Source organism: Chloroflexia bacterium SDU3-3 (assembly GCA_009268125.1).
Classification (GTDB): Bacteria; Chloroflexota; Chloroflexia; order Chloroflexales; family Roseiflexaceae; genus SDU3-3.
The window spans coordinates 318,980-343,469 of sequence record WBOU01000002.1 but is presented as its reverse complement, the minus strand read 5'-3'; the positions used below and the strand labels follow the sequence as shown (position 1 = coordinate 343,469).

The following is a 24,490-nucleotide window of genomic DNA, read 5'->3' as shown; positions in this document are numbered from 1 at the left end:
GCAGGCAAGCAAAAGCGGCGGGGAGCCAAGGCCCCCGCCGCCACCAGCCCGGCTAGGCTAGGTCGCCGCAGCACCCGCGCGGGCCTCGCCCGCACTACGGCGCTCCAGCGCCACCAGCACGATCGCCACATCGGATGGGTTGATACCAGCCAGCCGCGCGGCCTGCCCCAGCGTAGCCGGGCGGAACCGCAGCAGCACCTGGCGGGCCTCGTTGCGCAGCCCCTTCACCTCGGCATAGTCGAAGTCGGCAGGGATACGCCGCGTCTCCATGCGCTGGATGCGCTCGGTCTCCTTCAGGGCCTTCTCGATATAGCCGCCGTAGACCGCGCCGATCCGCAGCTGCTCGGCCACATAGCCAGGCAGGGCGGGCAGATCGAGCGCCTGCCGCAGCTGCTCGTAGCTGGTCTCGAAGCGCCCCAGCAGCTCCTCGGCGCTCATCTCCGATGTGATCGTTATGATCCCGGCGGCGGCCAGCCGCTCGTTGGTGGCGGCGGATGGGTAGACCCGCCGCCCGCGCAGCGCGGCCTGCATCTGCTCGGTCTGCTCGCGCTTGTGGGCCACGGCGGCCTGCGTGGCGGCATCCACTAGGCCCAGATCGCCAGCCAGCGGGGTCAGCCGCAGGTCGGCATTGTCACCCCGCAGCAGCAGGCGGTGCTCGGCCCGCGAGGTGAACATGCGGTACGGCTCGTGGATCTCCTTTGTCACCAGATCATCGATCATCACGCCGATATAGGCCTCATCGCGGCGCAGGATGACCGAGGGCTGGCCCTGCGCAGCGCGCGCGGCGTTGATGCCCGCCATCAGGCCCTGCGCGGCGGCCTCCTCGTAGCCGGTGGTGCCGTTGATCTGGCCCGCCAGGAACAGGCCAGGCATGCGCTTGGTCTGCATGTCCGCCGTGATCTCGCCGGTGGCCACCGCGTCGTACTCGATCGCATAGCCCACCCGCATGATCTCGGCCTGGCGCAGCGCGGGGATGGCGCGCAGCATCTGCCACTGCACATCCTCGGGCAGCGAGGTGTTGCAGCCCTGCACATACACCTCGTTGGTGTTCCAGCCCTCCGGCTCCAGGAACAGCCCGTGGCGCTCTTTGTCGGCGAAGCGCACGATCTTGTCCTCGATGCTGGGGCAGTAGCGCGGCCCCACGCCCTCGATCACACCCGAGAACAGCGGCGCGCGGTCAAGATTCTGGCGGATGGCCTCGTGGAACTCGGGGGTGGTGTAGATCAGGTAGCACGGCAGCTGCGGGTGCCAGCCATCCAGCGTGGGCGCGGGGTAGACGTGCGAGGGCGGGCCGTGGAAGGCCGGGTCGACCGGCGGGATGGGGTCGGCGTAGTAGTGGCCGAAGTACAGCGGCGTGCGGCTGCCGTGCTGCACCGTGGCCTGGCTGAAGTCGATCGTGCGGGCGTCGACGCGCGGCGGCGTGCCGGTCTTCAGGCGCACCAGCGGGAAGCCCAGCCCGGCCAGATCCTCGCCCAGCGCCACCGCAGGCGACTCGCCCGCGCGGCCCGCGCCCCAGATCGCCGGGCCGGTGATCGCCCGCCCGCGCAGGAAGGTGCCGGTGGTGAGCACCAGCGTGCGCCCCAGGAACACCCGCCCGGTGTGCGTGACCACCGAGAACAGGCCGCCCTCGGCCTGCGGCGGCACGATCCGCTCGACCATGGCCTGCTTCAGATCCAGGCCGGGCACCTGCTCCAGCGCCTCCTTCATCACCTTGGCATAGAGCCGCTTGTCGGCCTGGGCACGCAGGGCCTGCACGGCGGGGCCTTTGCTCTCGTTCAGCAGGCGGATCTGGATGAAGGTCTGGTCGGTGATACGCCCCATCAGGCCGCCCATGGCGTCGATCTCGCGCACCAGATGCCCCTTGGCCGGGCCGCCGATCGAGGGGTTGCACGACATGTGCGCCAGCTTATCCAGGTCGATGGTGATCAGCATAGTACGGCTGCCCATGCGCGCCGCCGCCGCCGCCGCCTCGCAGCCCGCGTGGCCGCCGCCGATCACGATCACATCGTAGGTTGTCGGGTGTTGATTCTGATTCATAGCCCGAGTATTGTACCATGCACAGGCGCATAAGGCATCCCAGCGCGCCAGAGCGACTCCCGCTCCACCAAACAGGCAGATCCTAGGCCCGCCCCACAGGCTGATAGATAGCCACATCACCAATGCAGCGCACTGTCTCGCCACAGACCACCACGCCAGCACCATCGGGGCAGGCATACAGTGGGTATCCGTGTGTATCGGCATAGGCTTGCATAGCCTGTGCCCCTGGCTCGGCTGCCGTAGCATGGGGGAGAAAGCCAAAGGGCACCAGCCCAATACCTGCGGTATCGAATGCCTCAGCGGAGGGCGTGTCACCGCACAGCAGCGCCGAATCAATCGATGGGGTCTGAACAATCGCCCCGGCGCTCACACCGATCAGCACGCCCTGATGGGCGTAGCGACGCAGCGGCTTAAGAAGCTGTCGCCGCCGGAGCCAGTGGAGAAAAGAAAAGGTATTCCCTCCCGAAAGATGGATAGCATCGCAGGAAAACAGATCCTGAAGCTGGGCGGGATCATATGCTACATCCAGCTCGGTATAGCAGCACAGGTCGATCCCGTACTGGCGATAGTACTGCTGCCGCGCCAAAAAATAGCGACGCGACGGATCATGGGACGAAGCAATATATCCAACCCGTGGATGCGACTGCCCCAAAAGTTCGCACAGCTCGCGGTCAACAGACTGGTTTGCAGGAATGATCTGATCGCTATACAACACCAAACGAAGCATTGTAGGCCTTCTTCCTTGGGCTACACGGCATACTACCAAGTATAGCAACTCGGTGGCAGAGCACCTCCTATCCAAGATGCATATTGCATAACCAGCATATGCCCAGGGCAGATCCGCATCTAATCATTCGGAGATGCGAGCAGCCAGCCGGAGCATGCCGCATAGGATGAAAGAACAAAGCTTCGCGTGTCGAATGTTTCCACCCCCGTTTATTCGTGACACATAACGATTTTCTTAAACCTTTTCTTTACCTATGATCAGAAAGCCGAAAAGATTCACAGTGGTTATGACATTTTGCAATGAAACTGCAATAACTTGGCTCGTGTTATATGGTATAGTGACTACATCAGGTTGGTATGACCTCTGCAATGTACAAGCAAGCCAACACACGCTTGTGGCGGCTCTCAGCGAACAGGCTGGCATAGTCCCTCTGGTGCCAGGTTGCTCGTGCGAACACAACCGTTGTAGAACACAGGAGGCTGTATTCTTGCTACAACGGGCAGCAGCTCCTATCAGCGATCTCCCTCCTGCTGCCACTTCAGTCGCTATCCGCTCGTGCATTTGGCCCCACCTCTAGCGTCTTGATTACGTGAGGGCGATCAAGAGCAACGCGCCAGGTGGTCTATCAGCCGCCTTCATACGATTTTTCGAGCTTATTCCCGCCGATCTGGGCGGACGCGCACCGCCCAGGCAGAAGCCCCCGCATCACATGCACACCCTCAGACCCTGGCCCCGCCCGTAATTCAATATTTCCTCTGCGCCACAGGGGCGGGATGACATCCCGCCCCTGATTTGTGCTATGCGGCAGGCTTGCCACACATTCCGCCCATGTGGGCAAGGCGCAACCGAACGTGGCCCAAGATATGCGATAATGCCTCAGAAACGGTTTGAACAATCTTTATGAGGAGACACCCATGCAGGTCAATGCTGGAATCTTCAAAGCCTACGATATCCGCGGGATCTACCCGACCGATCTGAACGACGAGGCCGCCTACGCCATCGGACGGGCCTTCGTGACCTTCCTGAAGGCCAAAGAGGTGATCGTCGGGCGCGACATGCGGCTCTCCGGGCCTTCCCAGTTCGACCATGTGACCCGTGGCATCATGCACCAGGGCGCAAACGTGATCAACATCGGCATGGTCAGCACCGACCAGTTCTACTTCGCCTGCGCCAAGCTCGGCAAGCCGGGTATGATGGTCACGGCCTCGCACAACCCCAAAGAGTACAGCGGCTTCAAGATGGTGCGGCAGATGCCCTACCTGCTGAGCGGCACCGAGGGCATCCAGGATCTGCGCCAGATCGTGGAGAGCGACGCCTACGACACGCCCAGCGGCACCGGCACCATGAGCGAGGTCGACCTCTCCGAGGAGTTCATCACCAACATGCTCTCGCTGATCGACGTGGCGGCGCTGAAGCAGCTGAAGGTGATCGCCGACACCGGCAACGGCATGGTCGGCCCCATCCTCAAGCGTGTCTACGAAAAGCTGCCGGTCGATCTAGTCGGCCTGTACCTCGACCCCGACGGCAGCCTGCCCAACCACGGGCTGGACCCGCTGCAGCCCGAGAACCGCGCCGAGCTGCAGGCCCGCGTGGTCTCCGAGGGCGCGGCGGTAGGCTTCGCCTTCGACGGCGACGGCGACCGCTTCTTCGCGATCGACGATCGCGGCGAGTTCGTGTCGGGCGACTTCATGACCGCGCTGATGGGCGAGTACCTGCTGAAGAAGCGCCCCGGCAGCAAGATCGTCTACGACGTACGCGCCTCGTGGGCCGTGCCCGAGCTGATCACCGCCGCTGGCGGCACGCCGCTGATGGAGCGGGTGGGGCACGCCTTCATCAAGCGCCGCATGGCCGATGAGGATGCCCTGTTCGGCGGCGAGGTGACGGGCCACTACTACTTCAAGGATTTCTCCTTCGCCGACTCGGGCCTGCTGCCCTCGCTGATCATCCTGGAGATGATCTCGACCACGGGCAAGAAGCTCTCCGAGCTGCTGCAGCCGCTTGAGGCTAAATACTTCATCTCCGGCGAGATCAACTCGCGGGTGAGCGACAGCAAGGCCAAGATGGAGGAGCTGGCGCAGCGCTACAGCGACGGCAAGATCGAGCACATGGATGGCGTGTCGGTCTCGTACCCGACCTGGCACTTCAACGTGCGCGGCTCGAACACCGAGCCGCTGCTGCGGCTCAACATGGAGTCGATCGCCAGCCCGGCGGAGATGGAAGAGAAGCGCGACGAGCTGCTGGCTATTATTCGCGGCTAGCGCTACGTTCGGAAGCACACAAAGGGGCGCGGGCGGCGTGGAGCTGCCCACGCCCCTTTGCTTTGCGCCAGGCTAGGCGCGGCCCCGCCTGCGCACGCGCGCGGCCCACAGGGCCACGGCCAGCACCACCAGCAGCGTGCCGCCGCTGATCGCCAGCCCCAGCGTGAACGAGCGCGGCTGGTAGCGCATCTCCACCGTGTGCTCGCCTGCGGGCAGCCAGACGCCGCGCAAGGTGTAGTTGGTGCGGTAGAGCGCGGCAGGCTGGCCATCCACTGTCACATCCCAGCCATCGGCGTAGGAGTCGGCCAGCACCAGCAGCGCGGCGCTGCTAGCAGTGGCCAGGATGCGCACCTGGTTGGGCGCATAGCTCACCACGGGCGCGGCCTCGGCGGCGGCGGCGGGCTGCACAGCGGGCGCAGCCTCGGCCACCACGGCCAGGCTGGCCGGGTCGAAATCGGCGCTGGCCATGCGGTCGAGCTGGGCGATGTCATCGGGCAGGTGCTCGACGCGGTGAACCAGCCACGCGCGGGGCAGGGCGTTGGGATTGCGGTAGATCGCGCCCTCGTCGCTCTGCTGCACCAGCTCCAGCGGCTGGTAGAGCGCCACATTCTGGCTGCCGGGCGTGAACAGGATGTAGCGCACGTTCAGCATGTCCAGCAGGCGGCGGTGCTTGTAGGCCGAGGTAAGGTAGGCGCGAAAAGCGATATCCTCATCGCCGGTGTGGCGGTAGTCCTTGCCGTCGATCAGGCGCACCAGCTGGTTGTAGCGGGCCGAGTAGAGCGACACATAGCCGCGCACATCCTCCAGGCCGTAGGTCGAGGAAAAGTTGGGCGGCAGCACTTCGTAGTCGCCGCCGTGGATGCGGAACGGCCCTGGCTGGCGCAGCAGAAAATCGACCTGGCGGGTGGGCGGGTAGAGCAGCCCCGCGTCCTGGGCCGCGCCGCCCTCCTGGGCGAGCGCCGCGCTCAGGTCGGCGGTCGGGCGCACCTGGCCTAGGTCGAAGGTGGTGGCGTAGCCCCCGCCGTTCCACACCAGATCCACCGCCAGCACCGCCGCCGCCACTGGCCAGCCCGCCAGCGCCAGGCTGCGGAGGCCCGTGCGCGCCGCAGCCACCAGCAGCCCCAGCGCCGCAGCCGATGCCACGCCCAGCAGCAGCGTGGGCAGCAGCGGCTGCTGGCGCACCGCCGTGATGTACTGGCCATAGCGCGATGCGGGCGTGAACAGCTGCAGGTGCAGCATAGCCCAGCCCAGCAGCGCCGCGCCGCCGCCCAGCAGCAGCGCGCGGTTCACCAGCAGCCCCGCCGAGCGCGTGCGGCTGCGCTCGAACAGCGACTGCGCCCCCATGGCGGCCAGCACCGCCACCGCGAAGCCCCAGACCACAAACCAGCGGGTGTGGTCCTCGAACTGGCGGTAGGGCGGCACCAGCGCTGCGAAAAGCTGCAGCAGCGGCGTGCGCACCGCCATGGCAAACGCGGCGGCGGCGAGCACACCGAAGAAAGCGGCAGCGCTATGGCGCGAGCGGGCCAGCGCCACCAGCACCAGCGCCAGCACCAGCAGCCCCGCGTAGGGCTGCGGGGCCTGCAGCAGCTGCGCCCCCCACGCGGGCGCGTCGCCCACGCGGGCGCTGCCGCCAGTGCTCGGCAGCAGCAGCCGCAGCAGCGCCATGAACTGCTCCTGTGCGCTGCCGGGCTGCACGCCCAGATCGGCGCGCTGGCCCTGGGAGGAGAGCTGCACCGAGGGCAGCAGCTGGGCCGCGCCCAGCCCCAGCGCGCACACGCCCGCCAGCGCCAGCCCCGCCGCAGGCCGCCAGTCGCGCAGCTGGGCGGCGCGCAGCAGCACATAGCAGCCCACGCACAGGTAGGCGTAGAACGCCACCTGCAGGTGGCTCACCAGCGGCAGCGCCAGCACCGCGCCCGCCAGCGGCCAGCGCCGCCAGCGCCCGCCGCCGATCGCCCACTCCGCCGCCCAGAAGCACCACGGCACCATGGCCGTCGCGCCGGTGTGGTGCGGGAACGGCAGCCAGGTGAGCATGTAGCCGTTGAGCATGTAGGCTGCGCCCGCCAGCGTGGCCGCGCCGCGCCCCAGCCCGATGCGGCGCGCGAACAGGAAGGTGCCCGCCCCCGCCAGCATCACCTGCAGGAAGGCGTACCAGCCGTAGGCCTGGGCCAGCGGCAGCAGCAGAAACAGCACGCTGGGCGGGTAGAACAGGGTCAGCTGGCCATCGGGCAGCAGGGGCGTGCCAGCCAGCACGGTGGGGTTCCACAGCGGCCACGCGCCCTGGCCGATCATCTGGTTGGCCAGCACACGGCGCGGGTAGACCTGCTTGATCGGGTCGGTGGCGATCGGGTTGTTGACCGACACGCGCTCGTAGGAGTAGCGCCAAGGGTGGAGATGGAGCAGCGCATCCATGGGCAGCAGCACCCGCCCAGGCAGCAGCGCGCGCCACAGCAGCAGCAGCGCGATCGCGAGCAGCGCGGCCAGCGGAAGCCAGCGCCGCGCGTGGGGCCAGCGAGAGAGAGAAGCCATGCGGCACCTAGGGTATTCAGCAGCCCGCCGCGCCGCCGCGCCGCCGGGCCTCGGGTGTATGCCAAGGCCCTATTATAGCGGGATGCCGTCGAAGCGCCGCTAGAGCGAGCCGGAGATCCATTTACCACCAAGACTCCAAGGCACCAAGGGGAAACATTTAACCACGAAGACACGAAGGCACGAGGGAGAAAAACACCATGCCCAGATGCGATAAAACCGCAGCATAAAAGCGTAGATCCTGAGCCAGGCAAAAAAAGCCCCGCCGCAGCAGGTGTGCGGCGGGGCGAGGTCGGGCGCTAGCGCCGCGACTTGCGCCGCCGCGAGCTGGAGGAGTGATCCTCGTCGTGGAAGAAGATCGAGAGCAGCCACGAGACGATGCTGATCACGATCGCGCCCCAGAACGCTGGCCAGAACCCGGCCACGTGGAAGGACGCGCCGAATACCGCATCGGAGAGCCAAGAGGCAAACCAGAGCATCAGCGCGTTGATCACCAGCGTGAACAGGCCCAAGGTGACCACCACCAGCGGCAGCGAGAGCAGCTGCACGATCGGGCGGATGGCCGCGTTGACAATCCCAAACACCGCCGCCATCACGATCAGCGTCACCCAGCCGTTCGAACCGATGATCTCGATACCCTTCACCAGATTCGTAGCCGCAAGCAGCGACAGGGCATTAATGAACCAGCGGATGAGCAGTTTCAAGACGTCCACTCCTATCAGTTGTACGATGAATGCGGAGCTATTGTAGCAAGTTTCGGGCATGCATAAAAGTACCCCGCCGCAGCCTGTCGCCGCAGCGGGGTGGGGCAGGGGAATGCGGCTATCGAGAGCTGGTGAAGGTCGAGGTCACATAGCGTGGCGCATCGCCGAGCGTGATGGAGGGGATCGAGCCGCCGCGCACGGCCATGGTGGTCTGGCCACCATCGCGGTCGACCACGCGGGCATTGGCCCCGCCCACCGTGAAGCTGGCCTGGATGGGCGTCTGCGCCCAGAGCACATCGATCAGCGCGTTGCCGCGCCGCAGCCGCAGGTCGTAGGCGGCAGGCCCGCTCACCGCAGCGATCGCGTCGAGGTAGATGGTGCCGCGCCCGCTAAACTCGTCGGTGCCGTCATCCAGCACCAGCGCGGTGATCGCGGCGGGAAAATCGAGCTTGCCGTTGCCATCTTGGCTGATGCGGTTCCAGGCCGCCACCGGCGCAGCCAGCGAGACCCTCAGCTGGTGCCAGCCCTTCGGCCCCACGGTGCCAAACGAGTACTGCAGCACCTCGCCCTCGGCATCGCGCAGCCAGACTTTTAGCACGTTGCCGCTGCCATCGCCATAGGCCCACACCGCCAGCTCGCGCGGCGTGCCCGAGATCGGCGCTGGCGTGGCGCGGTTGAACACCACGTAGTCGTTCTGATCGGTGGGGAAGATATAGTTGATCGCCGCCGCCTGCTTGCCTTCCTGCTGCACGGCGGTGGTGGCGGTCAGCGAGCCATAGGGCTGATCGCCGCGCGACCAGCGGCCAAAATCCTCGAAGTCGAGCGCCGAGGACTGCACAAACAGGTTGCCCAGGCTCACAAAGCTGGTGCCGCTCACCTGCTGGCTAAGCGTGCGGAAGGCGCTGTAGGCTGGCTTGGGGTGGGTAAAATCGGCCCGCCCAGTGCCGTACTCGAACAGGCCGTAGGGGTTGCCGGGGTCATCCTTCAGCGTGTACCAGAAGCTGCGCTCGATGCCAGCCCGCCACAGCAGCAGCATGGAGCGCACCAGATAGTTGGCCTGCTGCTGCTGATCGACGATGCCCACCGCGTCGTGGTCGCCAGGGCCGCTCGACCAGCCCACCTCGGTGGCCCAGATCGGCTTCTGGCCATAGCTGGCCATCATGGTGCGCACCCCGTCGGCGGCGGCCATGATCGCGCCATCCTCGGGCGAGTTGGGGTCCACATAGGGGTGGATGGCCAGGATGTCGAAGCTGCCCCACGCGCCAGCGGCGGCCACGCCACGCAGGTACGAGAGGTTGAAGGGGCTGATGCCGCCCAGCAGCACCTTGGCGCTGGGGTCGATCTGGTGGATGGCGGCGCTGGTATCGATCAGCAGGCGGGCATAGGCGGCGGGGTCGGTGGCGGGCTTCCAGAACAGCTCGTTGTCTGGCTCGTTCCAGATCTCCCAGTGCTTGATATATGCGCCGTAGCGCTGCACCACCGCGCGGGCGTAGGCGACAAACAGCTGCTGGTCGGGCGCGTAGAACGACACATCGTTGGGGGCGTCGCCGGTGTAGGGCGTGGCCCAGCCAGGCGGGTGACCCAGCACGCCCACCACCTGCACCCCGCGCGACAGCAGGGCGCGGAAAGCCGCGTCGGTATAGCTCCAGTCCCAGCGTCCCTGGGTCTGCTCGACCCGCCACCAATGGACATCCTCGCGCGCCCAGCCTGCGCCTGCGTTGGCCACCAGTGCGGCGGGCACATCCATGCTGGCCAGATCGGTGTAGCGCGTGGCTAGATGGGTGTTGATACCAAACGGTGCGCTATCAAGCGGCGTGACGCTAGGTTCGGCGGCGTAGACCGCAGGCACCGCGCTTGGGGATGCTGGGAAGAGAAGGGCAGCGCATGTTAATAGGACAAGGAGAAGCAGAAAATTTCGTGCTGTCACGTCATCCGGTAGGGCTAGGCGAGGGTCCGTTGGGGTGATTATAGCGGAATGCACAGATTCTGTCGAGATGGCCGATCGTCCTGTTCAGGCCGACGGCAGGCGACTGGACGCTTTTTCTACTATACCACATACCGCCAATATAGAGGGGTATGGTTCACCCTGATATGCCACACCTAACTATAATCTAGCAAGAAACAAGCGTTGTTTCACTTAAAACTACTATACAAATTTTAATAGCTGCCTGCATTTCTATAGTTATTGCCCTTTTACAAGAAGTTGTGTTTTATTTCACCACACTGCGCTTTACACCTGCTACTATAGTCTCAGTTGAATTTAAAGTTACTTCTACAAGAGGTGGAGGCAGGTTATGGAAACGCTCAAGCAGCCCAAGTTTACTGGTATCATCTGGCTTCTTCTTCGGCTCTGGCTCGGCTACAACTGGGCGATGGACGGCTTCGAGAAGGTCTTCGGCGAGGGCAGCGCAGGATGGGTCGGCAACAAGGCCGGCGCCTCGGTCACCGGCTTCCTGAAGGGCGCGATCGCCAAGTCGTACCTGGCCCCCGACTTTGTGCCTGGCAGCCGCCCCGGCGTGCAGAACTGGTACGCCGACCTGGTGCAGAACGTGTTTATGCCCAACGCCACGCTGTTCAGCTACATGGTGGCCTACGGCGAGCTGCTGGTCGGCATCGCGCTGATCATCGGCATCTTCACCCGCTTCTCGGCGCTGATGGGCGTGATCATGAACCTGTCGTACCTGCTGGCTGGCACGGTGAGCGTGAACCCGCAGATGCTGGTGATCGGCCTGCTGATCGTTATGGGCGGCGCTGGCGTGACCTACTACGCGGCTGACCGCTTCGTGATCCCCTTCCTGAAGGCTCAGATCGCGGCCCGCACCAGCGGCGGCCAGGCTCCCAGGCCGCGAACCGCATAGCCACCATAGACCGGGCTGAACAAAAAGCAGAGCGGGGCCAGCTGGCCCCGCTCTGCTTTTTGTTCTGTCGCGCCGGGTGTGGCTAGCGCTCGGCGTCGCTGGGCGGCAGCACCGGCAGCAGCATGGTGAAGGCGGTGCCCTCGTTCACCGCGCTGGCCACGCTGATCTGGCCGCCGTGCTGAGCGATGATGTGCGCGCTGATCGCCAGCCCTAGGCCGGTGCCCTGGGCCTTGGTGGTGTAGAACGGCTCGAAGATCCTGGCCAGATGCTCGTCGGGGATGCCCTGCCCGGTGTCCGAGATCTCGATCCGCGCGTAGGGCGGCAGATCGGACGAGCTAGGGATGAGGTTGGTCTCGACGCGCAGCGTGCCACCATCGGGCATGGCGTCGCAGGCGTTAATCATCAGGTTGAGGAACACCTGGCGGATCTGGTCGGCGTGGCCGATGATCTCGGGCACATCGTCGGACAGCGAGCTTTGGATGATGATCTGGCCGCGCCGCAGGTGGGTCTGCACCAGCTCCATCGTCTCGTCGATCAGCATGTTCAGATCCACCGGCTCCAGCTCGTCGCGGGCGGGGCGGTAGAAATCGCGCATGCGCGAGACGATCTTGGCGATGCGGGCCAGCTCGCTCTGGGCAATGTCGAGAAAGGTGCGCTGCGGCGAGTCCGGCGGGATGTCCTGATCGACCAAGTAGAGGCTGTTGCGCGCCGCATACAGCGGGTTGTTGATCTCGTGGGCGATCGAGGCGGCCAGCTCGCCCACGGCGGCCAGCTTGGCGCTCTGCAGCAGCTGGGCCTCGGCGGTGTTCAGGCGGGCCTCGGCCTCGGCGTGCAGCGTCTTGGAGGCCAGCAGGGCGTGCTGCAGCACCGTGGCGCGCTCGCGCTCGAGCACCTCGGCCAGGGCCACGGCCACCAGGCTGCCCAGCGACTGGGCAAAGGGCAGATCGCGCGGCAGCAGCAGGTGGGCGTTGTTGCTGCCCAGCACGACCATCGCGCCAATCCGGCGGGCCTCGGTGCGCAGCGGCATAAAGATCGCGCTCGACGGCGGGTAGGGGCTGATCAGGCCGGAGAGGACGTGGTGCTGCTCCTCGGTCAGATCTTCCAGCAGCATCTCGAGCTGGGGGCCGACCACCAGCATGGGGCGCGGGGTGAGGAAGGCGTGGCCAGGGAAGCCCTGCTGGCGCGAGAACCGCAGGTTGTTGCGGGCCTTAAAGCCATTGGCCGCGATCAGGGTCAGCTGCTCGCCGGTGTCGTCGGCGATAAAGGCCAGCGCCGCGCCGGTGCCCGGCAGCAGGTTCATCGCCGACTGCGTGGCCAGCGAGAGGATGGGCTCGAGCTCGTGCGAGACCAGCAGCGTGATGCTCATCGACATCAGCGCGCTCAGCTGCGGCGCGACATCGCCGCGCTGCATCGCGACGCTGGCCTCAAGCTCGGCGATGCGCATGCGCATGGCGGCCTCGTGGCTGGCTCGGTGGTGTGCGCGCCGGATTGCGGCGCTTGGGGTGCGCGTAAATCGATATCTCATATGGGTATTATTGTAGCATGGTGGCAAAATAGGGCAAAGGTACGCTTGTACCCGCCCCAGCAGCCATGGTATCGTGCCCATGAGCCAGCCACGCCGTACGCAATAATGAGGCCCCCATGCTACCACAGGTCGAGCTGAGCGATCTCGCGCCGTCGATCATGCTCACCCTCCGCGAAAATAGACTCACCCCTCGCTATCGCCAGCTCTACGATGCGCTGCGCGATGCCATTCTCAGCGGGAGGCTCGCGCCGGGCAGCAGGCTGCCCGCCACCCGCACCCTGGCCCAGGAGATCGGCGCGTCGCGCAACACCGTGGTCAGCGCCTTCGAGCTGCTGCTGGCCGAGGGCTACCTAGAGACCAGGGTGGGAGATGGCACCTATATCAGCCGCCACATCCCCGACGATCTGCTGCGCAGCGGCCCGCCGCCGATCGAGAGCGCGCCCGCCGCACCGGGGGCGGGCGCACTCTCGGCGCGCGGTGCCCAGATCGCAGCCATCGCCGCCGCGCCCCCGCTCGCCACCAATGCACCGCTGGCCTTCCGCCCCGGCATGCCCGCCGTCGACCTGTTCCCCTTTGAGCTGTGGGGCAAGCTCGCCGCCAAGGTCATGCGCGCGCCCAGCCCCGAGCTGCTGCGCTACGGCGACCCGGCTGGCTACGCGCCGCTGCGCGAGGCGATTGCGTCCTACCTTTCCAGCAGCCGAGGCGTGGCGTGCACCCCCCAGCAGGTGATCATCATCAGCGGCTCGCAGCAGGGGATCGATATCATCGGGCGGCTGCTGCTCGACCCTGGGGATGTGGCGCTGCTCGAAGACCCCGGCTACCTGGGCGCACGCGGGGCGCTGCTGGGCCTGGGGGCGCGGGTGGTGCCGGTGCCGGTCGGCCCCGAGGGCATCGACATCGCGGCGGCCCGGGCCACCAGCCCCAACGCCCGGCTGGTCTACGTCACCCCCTCCCACCAGTACCCCACCGGCATCACCATGAGCCTGGCCCGGCGGCTGGCGCTGATCGAGTGGGCGCGCGACCACAGCGCGTGGATCCTTGAGGACGACTACGACAGCGAGTTCCGCTATGTGGGCAGACCGCTGCCTGCTATGCAGGGGCTGGACACCCACCAGCGCACCATCTACATCGGCACGTTTAGCAAGATGCTATTTCCGGCCATGCGGCTGGGGTATCTGGTGGTGCCGCCGCACCTCATCGGCGCGTTCAGCAACGCGCGCGCCCTGGCCGACCGTGGCTCGCCCAGCTTCGACCAGGCCACCGCCGCCGAGTTCCTGCAGTCGGGGGCATTTGCGCGGCATGTGCGCCGCATGCGCAAGATCTACGCCGAGCGACAGGAGGCGCTGGTGGCTGCCGCCGATCGGCACCTGCGCGGCCTCATCCAGATCGAGCCGAGCGAGGCGGGCATGCACCTGGTGGGCTGGCTCGATGAGAGCGCCAGAGTCGCGCCGATGGTGGCGGCGGCGGCAGCCCAGGGCATCACGCTCAACACGATCGCGGCCTACACGCTTGGGCCGCCCACGCGCCCGGGCCTGCTGTTTGGCTACGCCGCCATCCCCCCAGCCGAGATCGCGGCGGCGGTGCGGCGGCTGGCGCAGGCGTGGCGATCGCTGACATACCGGCGGTAACCGCCAGCAGATTCGGGCGACAGCGTGGCGCAGAATGGGGTCTATCCGTACGTTGATTATCTCGCTATAATTCATAGCATAGTATCGTTGGGAAATCAGCATATCTACCAGACCTTCACTGAGCGAGTACGCGCATGCATGCCACAGCTTACGCTGTCCTCTATACTATTCCTGCGCTCACCGCGCTCGGGCTGAGCCTGCCAAGCTTCGCGCGCCGTCGGCAGGGCGGGCGTGCATTCGGGGTGCTGATGGTGGCGCTCGGGGTGCGCTGCGGGGGGCATGCGCTGAGCCTGATCTCCCCCGATCTGCAGGCCGCTCTGTTCTGGCAGCAGATCTCGGCGCTGGGCGGCGTGGCCATCGGCCCGGCCTGGCTGCTGCTGGCGCTGGCCTGGTGCGGCACCCGCGCCACCGCTACCACGCGGGCGCTCGGGCTGGCCGCAGCCGGGCTGGCCGCGCTCTGCGCCGCGGCCATACTCACCAACGATTCGCACCACCTCTGGTGGGGCGCAGCCTATAGCGCGGCGCGGCCAGGGGCCACCATCGAGCTCGTGCGCGGGCCGCTGTCCTGGGCGGGCATCGCGCTTTCCTACAGCTACACCTGCGCCGGGGTGCTCCTGCTGATCCGCCAGGCGGCGCGCAGCGAGCAGCGGCACATGCGCTGGGTGGCGCTTGCCGCGCTCGCACCGCTGCTCGCCAACCTCGCCAGCCTGCTCTGGCCGCGCATCTGGCCAGTGGATGAGATCACCCCGCTAGTCACCAGCGCCGCCGTGTTTCTGATGTTTGCCATCTGGTTCTCCGCCGGGCAGCAGATCGAAGACTGGCTGGTAGCGCTCTTCGAGCAGGCATCCGATGGGCTGCTCTTCCTCGCTGCCGATGGCACTATCGACTCGCTGAATGCAGCCGCCCGCCAGATCCTGGGCGTACCGCAGGGCCAGCCGATCGCCCACCTAGCCCAGATCGAGGCCCGGCTCGCCGACGCCATCCTGGCCGCATCCAGCATGCCGCACCGCGAGATCGGCGACACCTACGCCACAGCCAGCGGCCTGCGCCAGATCCAGATCCGCGCCGTGCCGATCGAGGGCAGAAAGCACCAGCAGCTCATCCGGCTGCGCGACGCCACCGAGCAGCAGGCGGCCCAACAAACCCGCAGCATCTACCAGCAGCACCTCGACATCCTACGCCAGATCGGCCACGCCACCAACGCGCTGGCCACCCCCCAGCCGCTGCAGCCAATCGCCCAGGCCCTGATCGACACGCTGCACTGGGATCGCGCCGTGATCGGGCTGCTGCAGCACGATGAGAACACGCTGCATCTGGTGGTCGATGTGCCCCGCCCGGCAAAGACCCTTGAGGGCCGCTTCATCGACTCGTACCTCTTTGGCAATATTGTCGAGATGCTCAAGCAGCCAGCGCCCCAGCTGCTTCAGGTGGATGCCCCAGCGCTGGTCGGCACGCCCACCGAGGCCGTGCTGCAGTGCCTAGATGCGCCCACCGTGCTCTGCGTGCCGCTCCACAGCGCGCAGAAGCCCATCGGCATGCTCTTCCTGGGCAGCACCACCGCCCGCAGCCTGCTGCCCGACGAGCTGCAGCTGATGGAGATCGTGGGCGCGCTGGTGAGCAACGCCGTGGTGCGCAGCCAGCTCGACGCCAGCGCGCAGCAGGCCGAGGTGCTCAAGGCATCCTTCCTGGCCACCATCTCGCACGAGCTGCGCACCCCGCTCACCTCGATGCTGGGATTTATCGACATGCTCAAGGCCAACGTGTTTGGCCCGATGCCCGAGGCCTCGCTTGAGGCGTTCGGCCACATCGAGCACAGCAGCCGATCGCTGCACCAGCTGATCGACGACATGATCGATCTGGCCAAGATGGAGGCGGGACATATGGCGGTCGAGCTCTACCCGGTGAACATCGAGCTGGTGCTGTATATGGTCGCCCAGCGCTGGATGCCCCAGCTCAAAGAGCGCGGGCTAACCCTGCGCGAGGAGATCGAGCCAGATCTGCCGCTGATCCAGGCCAACAGCGCGCGGCTGGAGCAGGTGCTCAACCATATTCTCTCCAACGCGGTGAAGTTCAGCAGCGCGGGCGAGATCAGCATCCGCGTGCACCGCTACGATGGCATGGTGGCGATCAGCGTGCGCGACAGCGGGATCGGCATCGCCAAGGCCAACCAGCAGCAGGTCTTCGAGCTGTTCTCGCAGGTGGAGCCGACGCTGACGCGGCGCTACGGCGGGGCGGGCATCGGCCTAGCGATCAGCAGGCACCTGATGACCCTGATGGGCGGCACGATCACGCTGGAGAGCGAGCTGGGCGCTGGGTCGGTGTTCCGCTGCTGCTTCCACACCGCCTTCACCGAGGCCCGGCACGCCGCGCCCATGGTGATCTCGGAAGAGCCATCGTACCTGGGCAGGCCGCGCAGCTAGGCGCAAAACGCCGAGCGGCGGGCCGATCGCTCAGCCCGCCGCCCATCGCCCCTGGCCCGCCGCCTACTCGGCCTGCGAGAGCGAGGCCGCCTTCATCTCGCGGGCCGCCTTGATCAGCCGGGCCTCCAGCACGTGCTCGGGCACGCGCTGCACATCCCACACCAGCCGCAGCTTCTCTAGCCCCATGATCACATACGAAGAGAGATCGAACTGATACCAGCGCATGCCGTGGAAGGCCGAGCGCGGGAAGGCGTGGTGGTTGTTGTGCCAGCCCTCGCCAAACGCCAGCAGGCCCACCACCCAGTTGTTGTAGCTGCGGTCGGTGGTCTCAAACATGCGGTTGCCAAAGGTGTGGCAGATCGAGTTCACGCTCCACGTCACGTGGGTGGTCAGAAACACGCGCACGAACCCGCCCCAGAGCAGGCCCGTCCAGCCGCCCAGCAAGAACGGGATCAGGTACGACAGCACAGTCCAGACCAAAAAGGTGTCGCTCATAAACACCACCAGCCGATCCTTCTTCAGCCAGCGCCCGTAGACCTCAGCGTTCGACTTGAAGCCGTTGAAGAACCAGCCGAGGTGCGCGTGCAGGAAGCCGTGGATCGGGCTGTGGGGGTCGTCGTCGTGGTCGGAGTTGGCGTGGTGCTGGATGTGGATCGAGGCCCAGTCGAGCGCGGGGCCTTCCATGGCCATACTGCCGAACATCAGGAACAGGAAGCGCACCACAGGGTGCGCCGCAAAGCTGCGGTGGGTGAGCATGCGGTGAAACCCGACGGTGATGCCGAGCGCCGTGACCGTGTACATCCCTAGCATGATCGCAATATCGCGCCAGCCCACCAGCTGCTCCCAGAGCAGCACGATGGCGTAGATAGTCGCTATCAGCGGGACAACCACTGTGAACACCACCAGAAAACGCTCAACTGGGGTCTCAAGGCGGCGACGCAGTGCGGCAAAGTCGACGGACATAGCAGGGGGTTCCTTTCACGATTGTGGGGGCGGAGATGACGGTGGGCGCTCGCGACACACGGCGCACAGGGTTGAACCTTGTGCCGTGAGTATAGCAGGCGGGGGATGTGTGAAGATTACGAATCCGCCCCCGCGCGCCCAGGCTATAATGGGGCGACACCAGCGACACCACAAGGTAGAACCTATGCAAGATTCAACAGCCTACGCCCAGCAGATCGCCCGCGCCCTCGGCATCCGCGCCGAGCAGGCGCTGGCCACCATCGCGCTGCTGGATGACGGCAACACGGTGCCCTTCATCGCCCGCTACCGCAAGGAGCGCACCGGCGGCCTGGATGAGGAGCAGATCCGCCAGGTGGGCGGCCAGATCGAGACGCTGCGCGCCACCGACGAGCGCCGCGACGCGGTGATCGCCTCGATCGAGGAGCAGGGCAAACTGACCCCCGAGCTGCGCCAGCAGCTGCTGGCCGCCGCCACCCGCACCGAGATCGAGGACATCTACCTGCCCTACCGGCCCAAGCGCCGCACCCGCGCCTCGATCGCCCGCGAGAAGGGCCTCGCGCCCCTGGCCGACATGATCCTGCAGCAGGCGCGCGTGGGCCAGACGCCCGAGCAGCTGGCCGCGCCCTTCGTGGGCGAGGCGGTGCCCAGCGCCCAGGATGCCCTGGCCGGTGCGCGCGACATCGTGGCCGAGGCGATCAGCGACAGCGCCGAGGTGCGCCGCGCCACCCGCGAGAAGGCCATGCAGTGGGCGGTGCTGCGCTGCGAGAAGATCGACAAGGCCGAGGACTCGCGCGGCACCTACCAGACCTACTACGCGTTCGAGGGCATGGTGGGCCGGCTGCGCCCCCACCAGATCCTGGCGATCAACCGTGGCGAGGAGGAGAAGGTGCTGCGCGTGGCGGTGGATGTGAAGGAGCGCGACTGGCGCAGCGCCGTCGAGCGCACCTTCCGCGCCGACAGCCGCTCGCCCATGGCCCAGCAGCTGGCCCTGGCCATCGACGATGCCGCCACACGCCTGCTGCTGCCCGCCATCGAGCGCGATGTGCGCAGCACCCTGGCCGAGGCCGCCGGGCAGCACGCCATCGGCATCTTCGCCACCAACCTGCGCGGCCTGCTCACCCAGCCGCCGATCGCCGGGCAGGTGGTGCTGGGCATCGACCCCGGCTTCCGCACCGGCTGCAAGGTGGCGGTGGTCGACCCAACCGGGCGGCTGCTTGACATCGCCACGATCTACCCCCACGAGCCGCAGCGTCGCGCCGACGAGGCGCTCAAGATCCTGCGCGGCCTGATTGCCCGCCACGGCGTGGGCCTGATCACCATCGGCAACGGCACCGCCTCGCGCGAGACCGAGCAGCTGGTGGCGGGCCTCACCCGCGGCGCGCCGGTGCGCTACCTGATCGTGAACGAGGCCGGGGCCAGTGTCTACAGCGCCAGCCCGCTGGCCCGCGCCGAGTTCCCCGAGCTGGATGTGAGCCTGCGCGGCGCGGTCTCGATCGCCCGCCGCGCCCAAGACCCGCTGGCCGAGCTGGTGAAGATCGACCCGCAGTCGATCGGCGTGGGCATGTACCAGCACGACCTCGACCAGCCCAAGCTGGCCCAGGCCCTCGGCGGCGTGGTGGAGACCGTGGTGAACCAGGTGGGCGTGGATGTGAACACCGCCTCGCCCGCGCTGCTGCGCCACATCGCCGGGATCGGCCCCAAGCTGGCCGAGCGCATCGTCGAGCACCGCAACACCAACGGCCCATTCGAGACCCGCGTGGCCCTGAAGAAGGTCAGCGGCCTCGGCCCCAAGGCCTTCGAGCAGTCTGCCGGGTTCCTGCGCGTACCTGCGGGCAAAAATCCGCTCGACGCCAGCGCCATTCACCCCGAGAGCTACCGCACCGCCGAGGAAGTGCTGCGGCGCGCAGGCCTGCCGCTGCGCTCCAGCCCCGCCGAGCGCAAGCCCGCGCTCGACGCGCTGCTGGCCCAGCAGCCGCTGGAGCAGCTGGCCAGCGAGCTGGGCACCGGCGTGCCCACGCTGCGCGACATCTTCGAGCAGCTGGTGCGGCCAGGCCGCGACCCGCGCGCAGATCTGCCCGCGCCCCTGCTGCGCAGCGATGTGCTCTCGATGGATGACCTGCTGCCGGGCATGCGCCTGAAGGGCACCGTGCGCAACGTGGTGGATTTCGGGGCCTTTGTCGACATCGGCGTGAAGCAGGATGGGCTGCTGCACGCCAGCCAGATCCCGCGCGGCACCGTGCTGGGCGTGGGCGACGTGATCGAGGTCGAGATCCAGCGCGTGGAGGCCGAGCGCAAGCGGATCGCGCTGGCCTGGGTGCGGCCCTAACCTCACAGGGTCTATGCGTTCTCGATCAGCAGCATCGTGACCACCAAGGCTCCAAGGAGCAAAAAACTATTTACCACCAAGACGTGAAGACACGAAGGCCAGAAGGAAACCTATCGCATAGGGGGAATATTACGCTGGGGCGACCCTGGATAATGCTTAACACTTTGCCGGTTGATCCCAGCGCAAAGGCCGGGTAGAACGCATAAATACACCTAACGCAATGCGCCTACCAATACCCACCGCGATCCATGGTATTATCGTAGGCGCATATTCCCCACACCCTTGCATGCAACGCCGCACGAAACCTTCTGAGGAGCATATGATCAAGAAAGAATACTCAAAGACTGGTCGCTCGTGCAAAGTCACGCTAGAGCTGCCCGCCGAGGTCAAGGCCCAGACCGCATATGTCTGCGGCGACTTTAACGAGTGGTCGCAGGATGACCTAGCGATGAAGCGCCGAAAAGACGGCAGCTTCCACGCCACCTTCTCGCTGAAGCCCGGCAACGCCTACCGGTTCCGCTATCTCTTGGATGGCGCGCGCTGGGAGAATGACTGGGCAGCCGACGAGTACCTGCCAAACGACCACGGCAGCGAAGACTCTGTGATCAAGGTCTAGCCATAGCGGGCCTGCCGCGCGCCCTTGCGCGTGCGGCAGGCGCCAGCACAAGAGGCACATGTGAGCAAGACGACCACTATCTACCTTGCCCTCGGCACCAACCTGGGCGACCGCCGCGCCAACCTGCTGGCCGCTCTGCGCGCCCTGGCCAGCCATGTCGCCATCCGCCAGGTCTCGTCGCTCTACGAGACCGAGCCTGCCTATGTCGAGGACCAGCCGCGCTTCCTCAATGCGGTGCTGCGCGGCGAGACCGCGCTGCCCCCCAGCGAGCTGCTCGCGGCGCTCAAGCAGATCGAGGGCGAGCTTGGGCGGGTGGCCGGGATGCGCTTTGGGCCGCGCCAGATCGATATCGACATCCTGCTGTATGGGGAGACGCAGCAGGCCGATGCGGCGCTCACCATCCCCCACCCCCGGCTAGCCGAGCGCCCCTTTGTGCTGGTGCCCCTGGCCGAGATCGCCCCTGAGCTTGTGCCGCCCGGCTACGCCCAGAGCATCGGCGCGCTAGCCGAGCGCGTGCGCGGCCACGGCGACATCCTCGCCCAGGTGGGCGCGATCGATAGCGGCGAGTGGGCCTAGCGCGCCACGATCAGACCCCCACCGCATACTCGTGAAGGCCGCCGTTCAGCCAGGCCACAAAGGCCAGCACCACCTGCATATCGAACGCGCGGCCCATATCCCAGATCAGGCGATTCATAGCCTCCTCGAACGATAATATCGTGTTATATGGCCGCTGAGTCGTCATAGCGTCAAAGGCATCGGCCACGGCCACGATCCGCGCGCCCAGCGGTATCGCCTCGCCCGCCAGGCCATCGGGGTAGCCTTGGCCATCCCAGCGCTCGTGGTGGTGCCGCACGATCGGCGCGACCGCACCCCCAAGCCGCAGCGGCTGCACGATCCGCTCGCCGATCAGCGGGTGCTGCTGCATGTGGCTGCGCTCATCGGGCGACAGCGGCCCCACCTTGCGCAGGATGCTTTCGTCGACCCCCACCTTGCCCACATCGTGCAGCAGCGCGCCGTAGCACAGCTCATCCAGCTCGCGCGCCCCCATGTCCAGCTGCTCGCCGATGGCGCGGGCGTACAGCGCCAGCCGCTGCAGGTGGCCCTCGGTGTAGGCATCCTTGGCCTCCACCGCCCGGGCCAGCGCAAAGATCACATCCTCGGCCTGCTCCATCCGGTCGATCCGGCGTTTGGCGCGCAGCAGCACGCGGATACGGGCCTCAAGCTCGTTGGGATCATATGGATGGCACAGAAACATATCGGCCTCGGCCTCGATCGCACGCATGCGCACCGCTGGCACATCCTTGGACGCCAGCATGATCACGGGGATGTGCCAGATAGCCGGGTCGCGCTTGATTGCGGCGCAGGTGGCGTAGCCATCGGCATCGGGCAGGGTCTCGGCCAGCAGCACCAGGTCGGGGGCAAACGAGCTGATCGCCTGCATTGCCAGGCGGGCATCGGGCACGCAGGTGGCGCTATGCCCGGCATGGCAGATCTGCTCCTGCGCGCGGGTGCTGGCCAGCGGATCGGCATCCACGATCAGCACCTTCCCTGGCTCGTCGGCGCTGGCCGCCTGCCGAGCAGAAGGCGCATGGCCACCCTGCATCGCCCAGAGAAGCGATTCGTGCGACAGATGCTGCAAAACCATAACATTCTCCTCACCTGTCCAGGGGATGGCAGATTGCTAGCGGAGATGCCCACAGCTGAAAAGGGTGGAATAGATTACCATTCTCGGGCAGTACCAGGGCATATGCGGGCAAAGAGATCAGATAGCCGCATATGCGATCTCAGCGGGGAGTAGGGTGATGTTAGAAACCCTGGTCTATTATGCCACATTTTTTTGTTTTATACTACGATACTTCGTGTGTTGTCAAATTTGCATCACATAGTTTGTTAGGTAAAGCATTATCGAAATCGGCGCAGCAAGCCAGCAGCAGCCCAGCACGCCCAGCGGGCCATGCTACAATACCGCCCAGACTATCGGATGCTGTAACCTGTGGGGAAAAGCAATGTCTGACCAATCGCGCAAAAACAAACGCCACATGATCAAATATGAGTGGAATAAAGACCAGATCCGCGCGCTGCGCATCCATCTGAATATGACCCAGCACGAGATGGCCGACGAGCTTGAGGTGCGCCAGCAGACGATCAGCGAATGGGAGACCGGGCGGCACCAGCCGCACCGATCGACCCTGAAGATCCTCTCGATGCTGGCCGAAAACGCCGAGTTCGCCTATACCACCCAGCCCAAGGCCCCCGATGCGCCGCCCGATCTGATTGACCCCGCCGAGCAGTAGGGCGCACGCATCTCAGAAACTTCTCATCTACGCGAGCCTGCTAACAGACGCTTGCAAGCGGCGTGCCATTCAACCCGCAGAAGACCGAGCCTATACTACAACCAGAAGCCGATCCTGCAGGAGACGCAAGGCTCTATACTAGGCAGACACCCCTTACTGCATGACATGTTGTTTTATGGGTGGTCGATTTATCGCATTATAGAGCCTTACACCATCATTTTGTGTAAACATGGGAATACACAAAGCTCAGATATTGGTGCAAGGCTTTCTCATCAGCTATTTGATTCGTCAGCCAAAAGAGCATGTCATGCAGTAAGGCAGACACCCAGCAAGCACCTAACCCTTCGCACCATAATCAAGGCCAGCAGCGCCGCACTGCGCTGCTGGCAGAGAAAAGGGAGACAGCAATGTTGCGCAAGTTCTTCACGCTCGCCATGCTGATCACAGCGATCTTCAGCAGCTTGGCCACCGCATCGCCCGCAGCCGCCGCCCCGCGCGAGCGCTGCTTCAAAGAGACCGGCTACTGTATCACCGGCTCGATCCTCGACTACTGGGAGAAAAATGGCGGCCTCTCGGTGTTCGGCTACCCGATCACCCCGCTGCAGACCGAGTGGAACAACGACGGCTGGAACGGCCCGACCCAGTGGTTCGAGCGCGACCGCCTCGAAGACCACTCATCCGACCGGCAGGGCATCCTGGCGGGCCGCCTGGGCGCTGCCTACCTCGACATCACCGGGCGCTCGTGGCAGAACCTGCCCAAAGATGACCCCAACGCTGTAGGCACCGGCTGCCGCTACTTCGCCGAGACCGGCCACAGCCTGTGCGGCAAGTTCCTGCAGTACTGGAGCAAGAACGGCGGCCTCGAGCGCTTCGGCTACCCGATCTCGAAAGAGATGCACGAGGAGCTGCCGACCTGGGGCGGCACCGTGCAGTACTTCGAGCGGCGGCGCATGGAGATCCACCCCGAGAACGCCGGAACCCAGTACGAGGTGCTGCTGGGCCTGCTGGGCCGCGAGCTGAACACCTACTACACCGGCGGCTGCGGCGATGTGATCTCCTCGCTGCAGAAGACCGCGCAGGCCTTCGGCCAGTCCTTCGCCTGCGCCACCCCGCTGCCCATGGTGGGCGTGCAGATCGCCACCCAGCAGTTCGAGCGCGGCCAGATGGTGTGGGTGCCCGGCCAGACCAGCACCAGCGGCGGCACGATCTACGTGGTCTTCTTCGACAACGGGCGCAACCGCACGGTCTGGCAGTCGTACTACGATGGGTGGACCGAGGGCCAGCCGGTCACGATCACCGACCCGGTGCCGACAGGCAAGGTGGCCCCGACACGCGGCTTTGGCAAGCTGTGGAGCGAGATCCCCAGCGTGCGCAACACGCTCGGCTGGGCCGTGGCCACCGAGGTGGGCGAGGCGGGCCACGTGCAGTCGTTCCGCAACGGCAACACGATGATCTACCGCAGCAGCAGCGACCGCGTCTACCTGTTCTACAGCGACAACACGGTGGATGATGTGAACCGCATCAAGTAGCGTATGACCTAGCAGCTAGCGGGCAGGGGGCGAGGGCAGCATTGCCCCCGCCCCCTAGCTGTTCCGCTGCCAGATTAGTTGC

Annotated in this window: 17 protein-coding genes; 9 read left to right on the top strand and 8 right to left on the bottom strand. The window is 65.9% G+C overall.

Features of this window, described 5'->3' with window-relative positions; all coding sequences use genetic code 11:
* Nucleotides 1-57 precede the first annotated feature (57 nt).
* On the bottom strand, nt 58-2,037 hold the full coding sequence (mnmG, locus tag F8S13_04260; protein ID KAB8145052.1) for a tRNA uridine-5-carboxymethylaminomethyl(34) synthesis enzyme MnmG: 1,980 nt from the start codon (nt 2,035-2,037) through the stop codon (nt 58-60).
* An 82-nt stretch (nt 2,038-2,119) separates the two neighbouring features.
* Entirely contained in the window at nt 2,120-2,764 is a 645-nt protein-coding gene (locus tag F8S13_04255; protein KAB8145051.1) for a dipeptidase E, read from the bottom strand.
* 914 nt (nt 2,765-3,678) lie between these two features.
* Here F8S13_04255 and F8S13_04250 point away from each other — a divergent pair.
* Nucleotides 3,679-5,022 (top strand): phosphomannomutase/phosphoglucomutase, encoded by a 1,344-nt coding sequence (locus F8S13_04250; GenBank protein ID KAB8145050.1) that lies wholly within the window; start codon nt 3,679-3,681, stop codon nt 5,020-5,022.
* A gap of 72 nt (nt 5,023-5,094) precedes the next feature.
* Here the strand turns inward: F8S13_04250 and F8S13_04245 are convergent, their stop codons facing one another.
* From F8S13_04245 to F8S13_04235, 3 genes are all read right to left on the bottom strand, one after another.
* A complete protein-coding gene (locus F8S13_04245) occupies nt 5,095-7,431 on the bottom strand; it encodes a YfhO family protein (protein KAB8145247.1) in 2,337 nt (778 codons plus the stop codon).
* A 413-nt stretch (nt 7,432-7,844) separates the two neighbouring features.
* Nucleotides 7,845-8,309 carry a phage holin family protein gene (locus F8S13_04240; GenBank protein KAB8145049.1) on the bottom strand — a complete coding sequence of 155 codons (465 nt, stop codon included), beginning with the start codon at nt 8,307-8,309 and terminating at the stop codon, nt 7,845-7,847.
* 58 nt (nt 8,310-8,367) lie between these two features.
* Nucleotides 8,368-10,098 carry a hypothetical protein gene (locus F8S13_04235; GenBank protein ID KAB8145048.1) on the bottom strand — a complete coding sequence of 577 codons (1,731 nt, stop codon included), beginning with the start codon at nt 10,096-10,098 and terminating at the stop codon, nt 8,368-8,370.
* 445 nt (nt 10,099-10,543) lie between these two features.
* Between F8S13_04235 and F8S13_04230 the strand changes: the two genes are divergently transcribed.
* A complete protein-coding gene (locus tag F8S13_04230) occupies nt 10,544-11,107 on the top strand; it encodes a DoxX family membrane protein (protein ID KAB8145047.1) in 564 nt (187 codons plus the stop codon).
* Nucleotides 11,108-11,189: 82 nt separating this feature from the next.
* On the opposite strand, the gene F8S13_04225 is transcribed toward F8S13_04230, so the two are convergent.
* Nucleotides 11,190-12,632 (bottom strand): GAF domain-containing protein, encoded by a 1,443-nt coding sequence (locus F8S13_04225; GenBank protein KAB8145046.1) that lies wholly within the window; start codon nt 12,630-12,632, stop codon nt 11,190-11,192.
* Nucleotides 12,633-12,790: 158 nt separating this feature from the next.
* On the opposite strand from F8S13_04225, the gene F8S13_04220 reads away from it, so the two are divergent.
* A complete protein-coding gene (locus tag F8S13_04220) occupies nt 12,791-14,260 on the top strand; it encodes a PLP-dependent aminotransferase family protein (GenBank protein ID KAB8145246.1) in 1,470 nt (489 codons plus the stop codon).
* Between the two features lie 134 nt (nt 14,261-14,394).
* Complete coding sequence (locus F8S13_04215; GenBank protein KAB8145045.1) at nt 14,395-16,680, top strand: GAF domain-containing protein; 2,286 nt, start codon at nt 14,395-14,397, stop codon at nt 16,678-16,680.
* Between the two features lie 63 nt (nt 16,681-16,743).
* Here the strand turns inward: F8S13_04215 and F8S13_04210 are convergent, their stop codons facing one another.
* A complete protein-coding gene (locus tag F8S13_04210) occupies nt 16,744-17,643 on the bottom strand; it encodes an acyl-CoA desaturase (GenBank protein ID KAB8145044.1) in 900 nt (299 codons plus the stop codon).
* Between the two features lie 184 nt (nt 17,644-17,827).
* On the opposite strand from F8S13_04210, the gene F8S13_04205 reads away from it, so the two are divergent.
* From F8S13_04205 to folK, 3 genes are all read left to right on the top strand, one after another.
* A complete protein-coding gene (locus tag F8S13_04205; GenBank protein ID KAB8145043.1) occupies nt 17,828-19,969 on the top strand; it encodes an RNA-binding transcriptional accessory protein in 2,142 nt (713 codons plus the stop codon).
* A 319-nt stretch (nt 19,970-20,288) separates the two neighbouring features.
* Entirely contained in the window at nt 20,289-20,585 is a 297-nt protein-coding gene (locus F8S13_04200) for a glycoside hydrolase (GenBank protein KAB8145042.1), read from the top strand.
* A gap of 60 nt (nt 20,586-20,645) precedes the next feature.
* Nucleotides 20,646-21,161, top strand: a complete 516-nt coding sequence (gene folK, locus F8S13_04195) for a 2-amino-4-hydroxy-6-hydroxymethyldihydropteridine diphosphokinase (GenBank protein KAB8145041.1) — start codon at nt 20,646-20,648, stop codon at nt 21,159-21,161.
* Nucleotides 21,162-21,171: 10 nt separating this feature from the next.
* On the opposite strand, the gene F8S13_04190 is transcribed toward folK, so the two are convergent.
* A complete protein-coding gene (locus tag F8S13_04190) occupies nt 21,172-22,230 on the bottom strand; it encodes an HD domain-containing protein (GenBank protein KAB8145040.1) in 1,059 nt (352 codons plus the stop codon).
* A gap of 361 nt (nt 22,231-22,591) precedes the next feature.
* Between F8S13_04190 and F8S13_04185 the strand changes: the two genes are divergently transcribed.
* Together F8S13_04185 and F8S13_04180 are read left to right on the top strand one after the other, a co-directional pair.
* On the top strand, nt 22,592-22,879 hold the full coding sequence (locus tag F8S13_04185) for a helix-turn-helix transcriptional regulator (GenBank protein KAB8145039.1): 288 nt from the start codon (nt 22,592-22,594) through the stop codon (nt 22,877-22,879).
* 434 nt (nt 22,880-23,313) lie between these two features.
* Nucleotides 23,314-24,408 (top strand): hypothetical protein, encoded by a 1,095-nt coding sequence (locus tag F8S13_04180; protein ID KAB8145245.1) that lies wholly within the window; start codon nt 23,314-23,316, stop codon nt 24,406-24,408.
* Nucleotides 24,409-24,490: the final 82 nt, after the last annotated feature.

What these genes read in the sequence shown, in the direction of transcription:
- F8S13_04180 (KAB8145245.1), top strand. Translation starts at nt 23,314, where the DNA reads ATGCTGATCACAGCGATCTTCAGCAGCTTGGCCACCGCATCGCCCGCA.
- F8S13_04220 (KAB8145246.1), top strand. Translation starts at nt 12,791, where the DNA reads ATGCTCACCCTCCGCGAAAATAGACTCACCCCTCGCTATCGCCAGCTC.
- F8S13_04210 (KAB8145044.1), bottom strand. Translation starts at nt 17,643, where the DNA reads ATGTCCGTCGACTTTGCCGCACTGCGTCGCCGCCTTGAGACCCCAGTT.
- F8S13_04230 (KAB8145047.1), top strand. Translation starts at nt 10,544, where the DNA reads ATGGAAACGCTCAAGCAGCCCAAGTTTACTGGTATCATCTGGCTTCTT.
- F8S13_04250 (KAB8145050.1), top strand. Translation starts at nt 3,679, where the DNA reads ATGCAGGTCAATGCTGGAATCTTCAAAGCCTACGATATCCGCGGGATC.
- F8S13_04185 (KAB8145039.1), top strand. Translation starts at nt 22,592, where the DNA reads ATGTCTGACCAATCGCGCAAAAACAAACGCCACATGATCAAATATGAG.
- F8S13_04225 (KAB8145046.1), bottom strand. Translation starts at nt 12,632, where the DNA reads ATGAGATATCGATTTACGCGCACCCCAAGCGCCGCAATCCGGCGCGCA.
- F8S13_04255 (KAB8145051.1), bottom strand. Translation starts at nt 2,764, where the DNA reads ATGCTTCGTTTGGTGTTGTATAGCGATCAGATCATTCCTGCAAACCAG.
- F8S13_04200 (KAB8145042.1), top strand. Translation starts at nt 20,289, where the DNA reads ATGATCAAGAAAGAATACTCAAAGACTGGTCGCTCGTGCAAAGTCACG.
- F8S13_04245 (KAB8145247.1), bottom strand. Translation starts at nt 7,431, where the DNA reads ATGGATGCGCTGCTCCATCTCCACCCTTGGCGCTACTCCTACGAGCGC.
- mnmG (KAB8145052.1), bottom strand. Translation starts at nt 2,037, where the DNA reads ATGAATCAGAATCAACACCCGACAACCTACGATGTGATCGTGATCGGC.
- F8S13_04215 (KAB8145045.1), top strand. Translation starts at nt 14,395, where the DNA reads ATGCATGCCACAGCTTACGCTGTCCTCTATACTATTCCTGCGCTCACC.
- F8S13_04205 (KAB8145043.1), top strand. Translation starts at nt 17,828, where the DNA reads ATGCAAGATTCAACAGCCTACGCCCAGCAGATCGCCCGCGCCCTCGGC.
- F8S13_04240 (KAB8145049.1), bottom strand. Translation starts at nt 8,309, where the DNA reads ATGCCCGAAACTTGCTACAATAGCTCCGCATTCATCGTACAACTGATA.
- F8S13_04190 (KAB8145040.1), bottom strand. Translation starts at nt 22,230, where the DNA reads ATGGTTTTGCAGCATCTGTCGCACGAATCGCTTCTCTGGGCGATGCAG.